12 protein-coding genes and 1 tRNA gene are annotated in these 12639 nt (G+C 72.0%); 6 read left to right on the top strand and 7 right to left on the bottom strand.

Translation table 11 applies throughout. The annotated features are described in order from the left end of the window. Window positions 1–27: 27 nt before the first annotated feature. The 7 genes from WME97_RS23520 to WME97_RS23490 all read right to left on the bottom strand — a co-directional run bounded on the left by WME97_RS23520 (window position 28) and on the right by WME97_RS23490 (window position 7130). Window positions 28–639, bottom strand: a complete 612-nt coding sequence (locus tag WME97_RS23520; protein ID WP_437554982.1) for a type IV pilin protein — start codon at window positions 637–639, stop codon at window positions 28–30. 76 nt (window positions 640–715) lie between these two features. Continuing rightward, window positions 716–1318, bottom strand: a complete 603-nt coding sequence (locus WME97_RS23515; RefSeq protein WP_437554981.1) for a type IV pilin protein — start codon at window positions 1316–1318, stop codon at window positions 716–718. Between the two features lie 149 nt (window positions 1319–1467). Further along, entirely contained in the window at window positions 1468–2124 is a 657-nt protein-coding gene (locus tag WME97_RS23510) for a type IV pilin protein (RefSeq protein WP_437554980.1), read from the bottom strand. 85 nt (window positions 2125–2209) lie between these two features. After that, complete coding sequence (locus WME97_RS23505; protein ID WP_437555478.1) at window positions 2210–3691, bottom strand: sigma-54-dependent transcriptional regulator; 1482 nt, start codon at window positions 3689–3691, stop codon at window positions 2210–2212. 142 nt (window positions 3692–3833) lie between these two features. Continuing rightward, the gene (locus WME97_RS23500) at window positions 3834–4226 is read right to left on the bottom strand and encodes a hypothetical protein (protein ID WP_437555477.1); all 393 of its coding nucleotides are present in this window, start codon (window positions 4224–4226) and stop codon (window positions 3834–3836) included. A 109-nt stretch (window positions 4227–4335) separates the two neighbouring features. Further along, window positions 4336–5802, bottom strand: a complete 1467-nt coding sequence (gene rimO, locus WME97_RS23495; RefSeq protein WP_437554979.1) for a 30S ribosomal protein S12 methylthiotransferase RimO — start codon at window positions 5800–5802, stop codon at window positions 4336–4338. Next, window positions 5799–7130 (bottom strand): dihydroorotase, encoded by a 1332-nt coding sequence (locus WME97_RS23490; protein WP_437554978.1) that lies wholly within the window; start codon window positions 7128–7130, stop codon window positions 5799–5801. Before WME97_RS23490 ends, rimO begins: the two co-directional genes overlap by 4 nt. Before the next feature lie 309 nt (window positions 7131–7439). On the opposite strand from WME97_RS23490, the gene WME97_RS23485 reads away from it, so the two are divergent. From WME97_RS23485 to WME97_RS23460, 6 genes are all read left to right on the top strand, one after another. Next, window positions 7440–7526, top strand: a tRNA-Leu gene (locus WME97_RS23485). 200 nt (window positions 7527–7726) lie between these two features. Next, a complete protein-coding gene (locus WME97_RS23480; protein ID WP_437554977.1) occupies window positions 7727–8905 on the top strand; it encodes a hypothetical protein in 1179 nt (392 codons plus the stop codon). Window positions 8906–8971: 66 nt separating this feature from the next. Then, a complete protein-coding gene (locus WME97_RS23475) occupies window positions 8972–10048 on the top strand; it encodes a DUF4190 domain-containing protein (protein WP_437554976.1) in 1077 nt (358 codons plus the stop codon). A gap of 54 nt (window positions 10049–10102) precedes the next feature. Next, window positions 10103–10411 carry a hypothetical protein gene (locus tag WME97_RS23470; RefSeq protein WP_437554975.1) on the top strand — a complete coding sequence of 103 codons (309 nt, stop codon included), beginning with the start codon at window positions 10103–10105 and terminating at the stop codon, window positions 10409–10411. Window positions 10412–10489: 78 nt separating this feature from the next. Continuing rightward, entirely contained in the window at window positions 10490–11587 is a 1098-nt protein-coding gene (locus WME97_RS23465; RefSeq protein WP_437554974.1) for a tetratricopeptide repeat protein, read from the top strand. Next, window positions 11587–12603 (top strand): hypothetical protein, encoded by a 1017-nt coding sequence (locus WME97_RS23460; protein ID WP_437554973.1) that lies wholly within the window; start codon window positions 11587–11589, stop codon window positions 12601–12603. Before WME97_RS23465 ends, WME97_RS23460 begins: the two co-directional genes overlap by 1 nt. Window positions 12604–12639 lie beyond the last annotated feature (36 nt).

Raw genomic sequence — 12639 nt, 5'->3', positions numbered from 1 at the left:
ACAAGCGCGAGGGAGGCACGGTTCGCGTCAGTCGGAGTCGATGTTCGTGTAGATCGCGGTGCTGGTCACGATCTCGCCGTCGTGCACCTCGCCGGTGCGGGCGATCGTGTACGTCTGCCCGTCGCCCCTCAGGTCGCCGACCGCGCCCACCTCGAACCCCTCCCCGCTGGGGAGGGGGGCGCCAGGCAGGCCCTGGCTGACGTAGCTCCCGCCGACCTGGTACGAGTACTGGAAGTAGATGGGCTGGCTGATCGAGAAGCCGAGGCACTGCCAGCCCTCGAGCGTCGAGCCCGAGTTGAAGTCGAGGCCGGGCGCGTTGCTGGGCTGGTACTTCTTCCCCTCGACGGAGGAGAAGGCGAGCGGGACCGGCGTCGCCGAGGTGCAGAGGAGGTGGGTGTTCGCCGCGAGGAGGCCCGCGCCGGACAGGATCTCCGAGATGTCGCGCTCGCGCTCGTACTGGGTGATCGCGGTGCGGGTGATGGCGCCGACGGTCTGCTTCGCTTCAGCCGTCTTCGCCGTGACGAGGTAGTTGCGGACGCCGACGATCGCCAGCACGGCGAGCACGCCGGCGATCGCGACAACGATCATGACCTCGATGAGGGTGAAGCCTCGTCCACGGACCGATGTCGTGCTCGACATAACACGCCCCTTCCGCTCGCAGACGACGCCGGTGAACCAGGGCTGCCCGGCTCACGCGAGCCGGGCAGCGAGGGGCTCACTCGAACTCTTGAGTGATGTAGACCTGCGTGGCCAGCGCCAGCTCTCCGCTGTTGATGGTGCCGCCGCGCGAGAAGCCGCTAAACGTGCCGTCGCCGTCGATATCGCCCACGGCGCTCGCATCGAAGCCGGTGGCACCGACTCCGGGTGAGCCCGGGACGTCGGCATCGTTCTCGCCGCGGTGATAGTCGTACTGATAGTAGATCGGCTGCGACATCGTGAACTTGAGGCACTGCCAACCCGCGGTCGGCGTGCCGCTGTCGGCGCCGGCGGCGAAGTCAGCCGTCGGATTCGGCTGGTACTTCCTGCCCGGAGGAACCGTCGCCGGAATCTGTACCGCGTCATCGCAGAGGTCGTGGCTCGCGGCCGCCGACGTACCGGAGAGCAGGATCTGCGAGGCGGCGTTCTCCCGCTCGTACGCGGCGGCGGCCGCGCGGGAGATCGCGCCCACGGTGTTCTTGGCCTCGGAGGTCTTCGCGCTCGCGAGGTACCGGCGCACGCCGTAGATCGCCAGCGCGGCGAGGACGCCGATGATGGCGACGACGATCATCAGCTCGACGAGCGTGAAGCCTCTCCTGTCGTATCGCTTGATTGCACGCATGAGTGTCGATCCTCCGTGATGCTTTCTTTAATTGGATGCTTTGCCGAGACTGACCATGATGTCGCCTGATGCGAGCTCGGCGGGCCCGCAGCGCGAAAATCTCTCCCACGGACAGGCGCTCTCGGCGCCGCGCCGGGGCGAACACTCCTCTACTCCGCGTCGTTCTCCCAGTAGATTTCGGCCATCGTGGATGCCGTCAGGAGCAATGCCAGCGTTCCATCCGCGTCCCTGTCGCCAGCCGCCTGGACGACATACCAGGGCCCGTTGGGCAGATAACTCGGATTCACCAGCGGGTTCCCGGGGATTCCCGCCCAGCTGAAGCCGCCGTTCGGCGTCACCGTGAAGGCGTTGCCGACGCCGGCCTTCGTCGCATACCCGAAGCGGACCGCGCCGTCCGTCGAGACGTTGAGCAGACGCCAGTTGGCCTGGCCGTCACCCGCGCCGCCCCACGCGCGCTTCCGATCGCCGAGAGTCCCCGCAGGATACCATGATTCGAGCGTGGTCGAGACGTCGAGGTACACGAGCATCTCGGCCTTGTAGGACTCCTGCGCACCGCGGATGCCTTGAATGACCGCCTTCGGCTCGGCGATGCCCGCCGCGTTCATGTACCTGCGGTATCCGACCATGGCGAGCGCCGCGAGGACACCCACCATCGCGACGACGACGAGGAGCTCGACGAGCGTGAACGCTCGGCTCGCTGCGCTTCGCTGTCGCCGCCTGCTCCGCATGCGCCCTGACGCTCCAGCAGGTGACGTGCCAAGGAGCGCGCGGCGCGGCGTCGTCTTCGAGTTGCGCGAGAAGCTCATGAGTTGCCTCGGTTTTCCTTGAGGTGAGGAGGGCAGGGTGCCGGAGGTGTGGGGTTGTGTTCTTTTGCGGCGGTGACGAAAACCGTCACTGCAGGGCGCCCGGCGGTGACGATTCTCGTCGGGATCCTCCCTCCGGGTCGTCATCGCCCTCCCCATCGGCGGCAAGGGCGTGCTTGGCGAGGCGGTAGCGCAGCGACCGGAACGAGACGCCGAGCAGCTTCGCGGCCGCCTTGCGGACGCCGCCGGTGCGCTCGAGCGCCTGCAGGATGAGCCGGCGCTCGACCTCGCCGATCACCTCGTCGAGCGCGCACCCCTCGGGCGGGAGCTGCGCGAGCAGCGGCGCCGGGCTCGCGCTGAGGCCGGCGACGGCGCTCGGGAGGTCGCCGAGGCCGATCGTGGGCCCCCCGGCGAGCGCCACCGCGCGCTCCATCATGTTCTCGAGCTCGCGCACGTTGCCGGGGAAGCTGTAGGCGTCGAGCGCGCGCACCGCGTCCGTCGTCAGGCCGCGCACGTCCTTGCCGAGCTCGGCGGCGAAGCGGCGGAGGAAGCGCTCGGCGAGCCGCGAGATGTCCCCGGGGCGCTCGCGCAGCGGCGGCAGCTCGATGCGGATGACGTTCAGCCGATAATAGAGATCCTGCCGGAACCGGCCCTGGCGGACCTCGGCCTCCACGTCGCGGTTGGTCGCGGCCAGGACCCGGACGTCCACCGAGATCTCCGCGGCGGCGCCGACCGGGCGGACCTTCCGCTCCTGGAGCACGCGGAGGAGCTTCACCTGAAGCGCGGCCGGCAGCTCCCCGATCTCGTCGAGGAGCAGCGTCCCGCCGTCCGCCTCCCGGAACAGGCCCATCGAGCGCGCGCCTGCGCCCGTGAACGAGCCCTTCTCGTGGCCGAACAGCTCGCTCTCCATGAGCGCCTCCGGGAGCGCCCCGCAGTTGACGACCATGAACGGCCTCGCGGCGCGATCGCTCTGATCGTGGATCGCGCGGGCGACCCGCTCCTTGCCGGTCCCGCTCTCGCCCGTGAGCAGCACGGTGGTGCGCGTCGGCGCGATCTTGGCGATCAGCTCGGAGATCCGCTGCATCGCGGCGCTCGTGCCGAGCGGCTCGCGCGACGGGAGATCGAGCCGCTCGAGCTGCGCGCGCAGGCGCTGGTTCTCCGCGACGATCGAGCTCTTCTCGAGCGCCTTCGCGGCGAGCGCGGTGAGCTCCGCCGGCGAGAACGGCTTGGTCACGAAGTCGTACGCGCCGTGGCGCATCGCGTCGAGCGCGCTCTCCACCGTGGAGTGCGCGGTCATCACGATCACCTCGGTCGCATTGCTCCGCGCCTTCGCGGCCGTGAGCACCTCGATCCCCGAGCCGTCGGGCATCACGAGGTCGGTGAGGACGAGCGGGAACGGCTGCGGGTTCTGGCGGATGGCCTCGATGGCGGCGCGCGCTCCGGGCGCGACAACGACCTCGTAGCCCTGGCGGTGGAAGGCAATGTGGAGCACCTGGCGGAGGCCCGGCTCGTCATCGACGACCAGCACCCGGGTGGCGTTCTGCGGGATGCTCGGCGGGATCGACGCCATCACGCCAACACCCTATCACGATGCTCCGCTCACGCGTCGAGAGCGGCCAGCGGGCGCGGCGCGCCGCGTCGTCACGTCACCGCGTCGTCACGTTGTCGCGTCGTCCCTATCCCACTTCGGCGCATGAAGCTTCGTCGCGCGCTCAGGGGCAGACGTCGTTCACGACGCCGAGCGGTGTGCGCTCCTCGACGACAAACGATTGCGCCTCGCTCTCCTCACCTCCGTTGCCCTCCAGCTCCTGCCATACGAGCAAGGTGTCGCAGACCTGGGCGTCGATCTCGAGGAAGTAACGGCCGTTCCCGTCGGTGTCGTCCTCGATCACGCCCCGCTGCGTCCGCTCGTTGAAGAGGCTGACGCGCGCGCCAGGGCTGCAGTTGCCCGAGATCTGCCATACCCCCTCGCGATCTGCGGCGGGCCGCATCGTGTCGGCTGGCTCGGGCGGGGGGAGCGGCAGCGTCGGGCTCAGGCACGCCGCACCGGCGAGCAGCGAGATCGCGAGGGCTACGGCGAGGTGAAGCGCAGCGCGGCGGAGCATCGGCACGGCTCGGCGTCATAGCACACCGTGTGCCGCGCCCCCTCCGCCGCGGAGCGCCCTGATGCAGCGGGATTTTCAGCGATCGCGCCGCGCCCCGATCGCCGGACCGTCAATTCTGTTGGCGCTCGCGTCCATCGGTTTGCAGCACGCGCAGGGCGACGCGCCGCTTCGCCGTGACGGCGCCGAGATCCGCGCCCGGGGGGAGCCCGGCGCCGCGCCCGCTCTCCTCGTCGTCGAGCAGCTCGCCGACGAGATCGTAGTCGCTCGCCTGCGTGATCCGGACGCGGCACATCTCGCCGGGGCGGACCTCGCCGCCGGAGAGGTAGACCTGTCCGTCGATCTCGGGCGCCTGACCGGCGTGGCGGCCCATGAGCACGTACTCGTGCTCGTCGCTCGTCCCCTCGACGAGCACCTCGAGCTCGCGGCCGATCATGGCGGCGCTCTTCTTGTGCGCGATGCGGCGCTGCAGCGTCATGAGGCGGCGGTAGCGGCTCGCGGCCGTGCGCGCGGGGACCTTGCCCTCGAGCTCGTAGCTGCGGCTCGCCTCCTCGTCGGAGTAGCGGAACACGCCGACGCGCTCGAACTCGGCCCAGCGCACGAAGTCGCAGAGCTCCTCGAACTCGGCGTCGGTCTCGCCGGGGTGGCCGACGATGAACGCGGTGCGGAACGTGAGGTCGGGGACGCGCTCGCGCAGCGTGGAGACGACCCGGCGGAGGCGATCGCCGCCGTGGCCGCGCCGCATCCGCCGCAGCATCGCGTCGGCGGCGTGCTGGAGCGGCATGTCGACGTAGGGCACGACCCGCGGGTGGCCGGCGAGCAGCTCGACGAGGTCGTCGGTCATCGTCTCGGGGTACAGGTAGAACAGCCGCACCCAGCGCACGCCGGGCACGTCGGCGACCCGCTCGACGAGCTGCGCGAGCGTCGCGCGCGCGCCGTCCTCGGCGCGGCCCGCCGCGTCGCGGCCGTAGGCGATCGTGTCCTGCGAGATGAGGTTGATCTCGCGGACGCCCGCCGCAGCGAGCTGCTCCACCTCGCGCACCACGTCCGGGATGGGCCGGGAGCGCTGCGCGCCGCGCAGGTCCGGGATCACGCAGAACGAGCAGGTGCGGTTGCAGCCCTCGGCGATCTTGACGTAAGCGCTGCCGCCGGGGGTCGAGAGGGTGCGCGGATCACCGGCCTGGATCAGCCACTCCGCCGGGTTGCCGACGAGCATCCGCTCCGCGTCGCCCGCGAGCACCCGGCCGAGCTTGAGCATGTCGCTCGACCCGAGGAAGTGATCGACCTCGGGCATCTCGCTGGCGAGCTCCTCGGGGTGGCGCTGCGACAGGCAGCCGGCCACGACCAGGCGCTTGCAGCTGCCGTGCTCCTTGTGCTGCGCCATCTCGAAGATGGCGTCGATCGACTCCTTCTTCGCCTCGCCGATGAAGCCGCAGGTGTTGACGACGATCACCTCGGCCTCGGAGGCGTCGTCGACGTGCGCGTAGCCGGCCGCGCGGGCGACGCCGAGCATCACCTCGGAGTCGACGCGGTTCTTGGGGCAGCCGAGGCTGACGAAATGGACCTTGCGCGAGCTCATGTCGCCGCTCCCTCGCCGTCGACGAAGACGACCCGCCCCGAGGCGAGCGTCATCTTGACGCGGCCCGTGAGCTGCCGGCCGAGGAACGGCGTGTTCTTGCTCTTCGAGCGGAGGCGCGCCGGGTCGAGCACGAAGCTCAGGTTCGGATCCACGAGGCAGAGCTCGGCGCGGGCGCCGGCCTTGATCGTGGGCGCCTCGAGCCGCGCGATGCGGGCGGGGGCGCGGGTGAGGGCGTCGACGAGCCGCCCGAGGGGGAGGGCGCCCTGCCGGACGAGGTCGAGCAGGACCGGGACGACGAGCTCGAGGCCGATGAGGCCGGGCGACGCCTCGGCGAACTCGCAGTCCTTCTCGAGCGTCGAGTGGGGCGCGTGGTCGGTCGCGACCGCGTCGATGGTGCCGTCCGCGAGCGCCTCGCGGAGCGCGTCGACGTCCGCCTGCTCGCGCAGGGGCGGGTTGACCTTGCACGCCGTGTCGTAGCCGAGCACGGCGGCGTCGGTGAGCGTCAGGTGGTGCGGCGTCACCTCGGCGGTCACGGCGATGCCGCGGGCCTTCGCCTCGCGGAGGATGCGGACCGCCCCGAGCGACGAGATGTGCGCGACGTGGTAGCGCGCGCCGGTGGCCTCGGCGAGCAGCACGTCCCGCGCGACGATGATGTCCTCGGCCACGCGCGGCCAGCCCCGGAGGCCGAGCCGCGTCGAGATCGCCCCCTCGTGCATCTGCGCCCCGTCGGTGAGCGCGTGGTCCTCGGCGTGCTGGATGATCGTGAGATCGAAGGTCTTCGCGTACTCGAGCGCGCGGCGCATGACGGAGCTCGACGTCACGCAGCGGCCGTCGTCGGAGACCGCCACGGCGCCGGCGTCCTTGAGATCGGCCATCTCCGTGAGCTCCGTGCCCTTCTGGCCCATCGTGATCGCGCCGATGGGGTGGAGCGCGGGCCCCCCGATCGCGCGGGCTCGCGCGATCATGGCCTCGGTGATGGAGCGGGTGTCGTTGACCGGCCGCGTGTTCGGCATCGCGCACACGTGGGCGAAGCCGCCGGCCGCCGCGGCGGCCAGCCCGGAGGCGATGTCTTCCTTGTACTCCTGCCCGGGCTCGCGGAGGTGGGCGTGGAGGTCGACGAACGCGGGGAGGAGCAGGAGCCCATCGCCCTGGATGATCTCGGCCCGGTCGGCGCGGCGCAGCTCGTCGGTCGCTGCGCCGCGTCCGGCCCGGGTGATGACGCCGTCTTCCACGACGACGTCGATCACGTCGTCGAGCTGTTGTGCCGGGTCGACGGCGCGCACGCCGACGAAGAGAAGGAGGGGAGGAGGTGAGCCGATGGCCGCCATGGGAGCGCGCTCCCCTAGCACAGGCGCTCCTCGCCGTGCACCGGTGCGGCGTCAGCGGGGCAACCAACCCGGCAAGGAGACCGCGCGGCCAGGGTCAGCTGGCAGTTGGTGGAACCCAGGACGCCCGGGCGAGCTGGAGGAACCCAGGAGGCCAGGGCAAGGCGAACGACGGGAACGCGACGGGTGCAACGGGCGCGACGGAGGTAACGGACGGAACGGACGGAACCATCGACGGAAGAAAAACGCTCGGGGCGTGATACAGCGCTTGACGGAACGCGAGGGGGTGAGGTAGTGATGCCGTCCCCGCTCGCGAAGCTGGCGGAATTGGCAGACGCGCTGGATTCAGGTTCCAGTGGGGTAACTCCCGTGGAGGTTCAAGTCCTCTGCTTCGCACCAAGCGCTCTTCTTATCCTGCTTCCCTAGCCACGACTCTTGCCAAGGTCGTGGCTCTGTCCCTGCTCGCCGTCTCCAGCAGTTCCTGTGATCGCCGCTCCTCCCCATCGGCGGGAGGAGCCGCGACTGCAGCCCCTGGTCCGAGCGCCTCGGGGGCGGTCCTCGCTGCCGCCGCTGCGTCGAGCGCACCGACCGAGCCCGCCGTGGCCACTGCGCCGGCCGAGCCCGAGCTGCCGCGCGGGACCGGCGTTCAGGAGTTCGTGCCCGTCGGCTCCCTCGAAGGGTGCAAGGCGAAGTCGGGTGATATCGCGACCTACATCCTGCGCGAGGGGATGGGGATCGCCGGGCGCGCCGACGGCTCGTTCGGGGCCGTGTGGCTCGTGGACCTCAAGGGAGGGGACGCGCAGATCGCGTTCGCCGGCTTCGATAGCGAGGCCCGGCAGGTCGCTCGCGCGAGGGCGATCTCGAGCACGCGAGACGCAGGGCTCCGGATCTTCTCCTCGGGAGACCAATGGGTGGTCACCTGGTTCGACGCGGAGGGGCTGGCGTACGCGCGGCCCCGCTGGGAGACGAACCCGCCGGTCGAGATCCAGCGCGTCGGCGCGATCGGGAGGGAGGTCAGCGACCATGTGGCCCTCGCGCCCGCTCCAGGTGGCGCCCTGGTCGCAGCGGCGCCCTTCGGACCGGACCGCCAGCGCCTCGGGGTGTTCCAGTTCGCGCCGGTGGATCCTGCGCAGCCGCAGCTCAAGGCGGTCGGGGTCACGCGAAGCGCCAAGAAGCCGCGCTGGCCGACGGTCGCTGCCGACGCGTCCGGTGGCTATCTCGTCGCCTGGCAGGACGAGGAGGACGGGAGCATCCGGGCCTCGCGGTTCGACGCCGCGGGCAGGGAAGGGAATGCTCACGTCGTTGCGCAGCGACAGGGCGGCGACCGACCGGCTGGCGCTGCTCAGGAGACACCGGACAGGGATCAGCGGCTCGGCCTTGTGGCCACGGGCAGCGCAGGCGCGCTGCTGGTCTGGAGCGAGGGAGCCACCTTGATCGCCCGCGCGCTGGACGCCGAGGCGCGGCCGCGCGGGGCGCCCTGGGTCGTTGGCAAGGGCAAGTGGCGCGCGCTCGCGCCGAGCGGCGACGGGGCCCTCGTGGCGTGGGTCGGCCACGACGGCAAGGTGGAGGGGCAAGCCCTCCTCGCGAAGCTGGCCGCCGACGGAGCGCCCTCTGCTCGAGGGATCCGGGTGTCGGATGGGGTGTTTCCCGTAAAGGATTCTCCCAGCGTGGCGCTCGCCGGTGAGCGGGTGGGCGTCGCATGGACGGAGCCCATGAGCACCGGTGTGAGCACGAAGCGCGCAGTCTTGCGTGTGCTCGATCGCACCTGCATCCCCTGAGCGCTCACGCGACGAGAGGGCCCGTGCGGCGGGCGTAGCGCGGCCTCCGGCGCTAGGATGAAGAGCGTGAGCCACGCATTCGGCCCGACTCAGCCACCGCCGAACCGCGATGCGAACGAGCCGCCTGCAGCGCTCAGGGACGCGCAGGCGGGCGCCCTGCCGTGCGAGAGCGAGCCGCCTGCCAGAGTGCCGCCCTGCGACACGGTCGCGGCCCGCGGGCGCGTCGCGCTCGCGCCGGATGCAGCGCAGCCGAGCCGCGCGCGGGCGGCGCGGCTGATCATCCAGGATCCCTACCTCACGCCGCCGCCTCCGCCGGAGCGACGGCAGCTCTCCACGCTGGCCGTGAGCTCGCTCGTCGCGGCGCTGTTCGGGCCGCTCGGGGCGATCGCCGCGATCGCCTTCGGATGGGCGGCTCGCCGCGAGATCGAGCAGGCCCCGGCCGTGCGCAGGGGGTACGCGCTCGCCAGCGTCGGGCTCGCGCTCGGCGTCCTGCTCACCCTTTGCTGGAGCTCCGCGATCGGCTTCGGCGTGTGGATGTGGAGCACCCATCACAGCGGAGAGACGGCCTCCGCCCTCCCGGAGGGGGAGGCCTCGCCGGAGCCGGCGAGCACGGCGTCGCCGTCGATGCCGCTGCCGGAGGCGCCTCCTCCGGCGGTGCAGCCGAGCGGCAGCGTCCCTCAGCACACGACCCACCGGCGCATCGGCGGGGTCTCCATCGTCGATATCGGCGTCGACGTGTCCGTGCTCAGCGAGGAGCTCGCCAAGCAGCGCGCGGAGGCATACGCCCAGGGCGAGAAGGTCCTCGTGATGACGACGAGCGATCCCTGCGAGCCGTGCCGCGGGGTCGACCGCTCGCTCGGCGATCCGCTGATGCAAACGGCCCTCCGGAGCGTGCGGCTCGTGCGCGTGGACATCGATCTCTTCAAGGAAGATCTCGATCAGATCAAGGTGCCGCGGCGGCTCTATCCGGGCTTCTTCCTGCTCTCGCCGGATCTTTCCCCGCAGGACGGGATCAACGGCGGCGAGTGGGACGACGACATCGCGCGCAATATCGCGCCCGTGCTGGGGGCGTTCGTGCGGGGCCAGTACACGACCCGCCGGCAGCCGTGGAACCCGCTGCCCGGCTCGGGCATGCGGCTCTGAGCCGGGTCGCGCGGCGACGAGCCCCTCGCGCGCCGGACAGGGTAAGCTCCGGCTGTGAAGCGCTTTGGCCAGCTCGCCCTCTTCGCCCTCTGCGTGGCGTTCAGCGTCTCGGCGGTCTACAACGTCGTCTCCGACAACGCCGACGTCGAACGGAGGGCGGCGCTCGTCGCGTGCGGCGAGGACGGCGCCGCGAGCGCGCCGGAGCGGCGCCGCGCGAGCGAGGGCTGCAGAGCGCAGATGACGCGGCTGGAGCGGACGCCGTTCGGCCAGACCTTCGAGTTCACCACGGCGAAGCGCGCCGTGGGCGTCAGGTGCGAGCGGGCGCTCGTGTTCGTCGGCGAGTACAGCTGCAAGCTCAGGTGATCGCCGGGGCGGCGGCCTTCACCCCGCCCGCCGCAAGACGCCGTTATCCGCGTGGAAGTTACGCTATGGTGGGCGGCCGTGACGAGCCCCACAGCGCGCTTGCCTCGCTCGATCCGCCCCGAGGCCGGGCGCATCGTCGTGTGCTTCGCCTCCGCGGTCGCAGCCGCCGCGGCGGTCTCCCACGGCGCGCCGCCGGCGCTGGCGGCGCAGGTGCCCGCGCCGGAGCCGCTCAGCGCGCCTGCGGTCGCGCCCGCCGCCCCGCCCGCGCAGCCGCCGCAGGACGTCGGGCCGAGCTCTCTTGCCCCGCCGCCGCAGGGCGTCGGGCCGAGCCCTCCGGCCCCGCCGCCGCTCTCGCGAGACGAGGAGGAGAAGCGGCTCCGCATCGAGCGAGCGACGGCGCTGCACGACGAGGCGCAGCGGCGCTACCAGCGCGGCGAGTACCGCGCGGCCATCGCGAAGCTGGAGGCCGCCGTGGCGCTCGATCCCGAGGGCAAAGAGCTCATCTACAACCTGGCGATGATCCACGAGCGGCTTGGCGAGATCGACGAGGCCGAGCGCTACTACCGCCGCTACCTCGACATGGAGGCGCTCCCGAAGGCGCGTGAGGAGGTGCATGCGGTCCTCAAGCGGCTCAAGGGCGCGAAGCGAGAGCTCGCCAGCGCGAAGCCGCCGCCGTCCGCGCCCGCGAAGGCCGCCTCGGTCTCCACGGCGCTGCCGTATTTGCCGCGCTTGCCGCGCCATCCCGTCGCGGTCGGCATCGCGACGCCGCGCGCGACCTGGCTCGGCGTCAGCGGGGGCATCGCCGCGGGGTCGCTCGTGGTCGGCGGCGTCTTCGCCGCGCTCGCCGTGGCGCGGGATCCCGGCGCCGGCGAGCGCACCGGGGCCGGCGTCTCCATCGCCGACCTGCAGGCCGACGCGAGCGCCGCCCACCGGTGCGCCGTCGCCGCGGACGTCGCCTTGCTGGTCGCCGGGCTCTCCGGTGCAGCGGCGCTCTACCTGTACCTGGCTCCGGGGGCTCCCGCGGCGAGCCCGGCCGCTCGCGGGGCCTCGGCCGTCGGTTCGCGCGCGCTAACGCCGGGGCAGGATCGCCGTCTCCCGCGCGGCGCCGGTGCAGGGGCGCAGGGGATCCGCCTGTCGCTGGGCGCCGAGGGGGCCCGGCTCCGGGTGCAGTTCTGATGCGCCCCAGCGCCGCGCGGCGCAGGCTGCTCCGCGGGCTCGCCGCGCTCGTGTCGCTCGGCGCCGGGTGCGAGGTCCTCGTCGACGGCACGCTGGGCCCGGTGCACTGCACGGACGAGGGCGCGCTCGGGCCGCCGGCGTGCCCCGAGGGCGTCGTTTGCAGGGACGGCGCCTGCGCCGAGCAGCAGCTGGAGCGCGCGCTGGGCGCGCGCTGCGCGCGGGACGAGGACTGCGGCACGCTCGATTTCTGCCTCGATCCCGCGCTGTTCGACGTCGAGGGGCCGCGCGTCTGCTCGCGCGCCTGCTGCAGCTCGAGCGACTGCGGTCCTGGCCGGGATGCGGTCTGCTGGATCCCCGACGGCGGGGGGAGCGGCCTCTGTCGCGTCGGCCGGGAGGTCGGCCGGCCCGACGTGGGCGCGGGGCTCTCCGGCGCGCCTTGCGCCGCGCCCGGCGACTGCCGCTCGGGCATCTGCGACGACGGCGCCTGCGTCGACGCCTGCTGCTCCGACACCGGCTGCGCGACGAACGGGGCGGCGTGCCGGCTCACGACAGGCCTCGTCTCGTCCGGTCCGGCCTGGGCGTGCCAGGCCGCCGCCTTGGGGGATGGAGGCTACTTCGAGCCGTGTGCTGGGGACGAGGACTGCGCGTCCGGGCTCTGCGCCGAGGTTGAAGGGAGGGGCCGCTGCACCATCCCGTGCTGTGGCTCGGAGATGTGCCCGGACACGCCCGGCGAGGTGAGGCAGCGCGTCGGCTGCGCCGAGCTCGCGATCGACGGACGCTCGACCGTCCGCGCGTGCATCACGCTGCTGTCCGGGGACAGCCTCGCGGCCGTCGGCGTTCCGTGCACCACGCCCGAGGACTGTCGGAGTGGTATGTGCATCAAGGATCCTGAACAAACGCAGCGATTCTGTAGCGACGTCTGCTGCAGCGATGCGTCCTGCGGCGACGCCGCGTTCTTCGGCTGCCACCCGCGAGCGACAGGCGAGTCGTGGGCCTTGCGATGCGAGCCCAAGTAACGGACGATCCCCCCCATCGCGGTGGTAGTTCGTGCA

Origin of the sequence: Sorangium sp. So ce367 (assembly GCF_051520455.1) — a bacterium.
Taxonomy (GTDB): Bacteria; Myxococcota_A; Polyangia; order Polyangiales; family Polyangiaceae; genus Sorangium; species Sorangium cellulosum_B.
Note: the sequence above shows the minus strand (reverse complement) of the source record. Positions and strands in the feature narration are given on the sequence as shown.

Excerpts from the sequence above, each read along its gene's own strand:
- WME97_RS23505 (WP_437555478.1), bottom strand. The coding sequence starts at position 3,691 with ATGGCGTCGATCCCGCCGAGCATCCCGCAGAACGCCACCCGGGTGCTG.
- WME97_RS23500 (WP_437555477.1), bottom strand. The coding sequence starts at position 4,226 with ATGCTCCGCCGCGCTGCGCTTCACCTCGCCGTAGCCCTCGCGATCTCG.
- WME97_RS23510 (WP_437554980.1), bottom strand. The coding sequence starts at position 2,124 with ATGAGCTTCTCGCGCAACTCGAAGACGACGCCGCGCCGCGCGCTCCTT.
- WME97_RS23520 (WP_437554982.1), bottom strand. The coding sequence starts at position 639 with ATGTCGAGCACGACATCGGTCCGTGGACGAGGCTTCACCCTCATCGAG.
- WME97_RS23490 (WP_437554978.1), bottom strand. The coding sequence starts at position 7,130 with ATGGCGGCCATCGGCTCACCTCCTCCCCTCCTTCTCTTCGTCGGCGTG.
- WME97_RS23515 (WP_437554981.1), bottom strand. The coding sequence starts at position 1,318 with ATGCGTGCAATCAAGCGATACGACAGGAGAGGCTTCACGCTCGTCGAG.
- rimO (WP_437554979.1), bottom strand. The coding sequence starts at position 5,802 with ATGAGCTCGCGCAAGGTCCATTTCGTCAGCCTCGGCTGCCCCAAGAAC.
- WME97_RS23460 (WP_437554973.1), top strand. The coding sequence starts at position 11,587 with ATGCGCCCCAGCGCCGCGCGGCGCAGGCTGCTCCGCGGGCTCGCCGCG.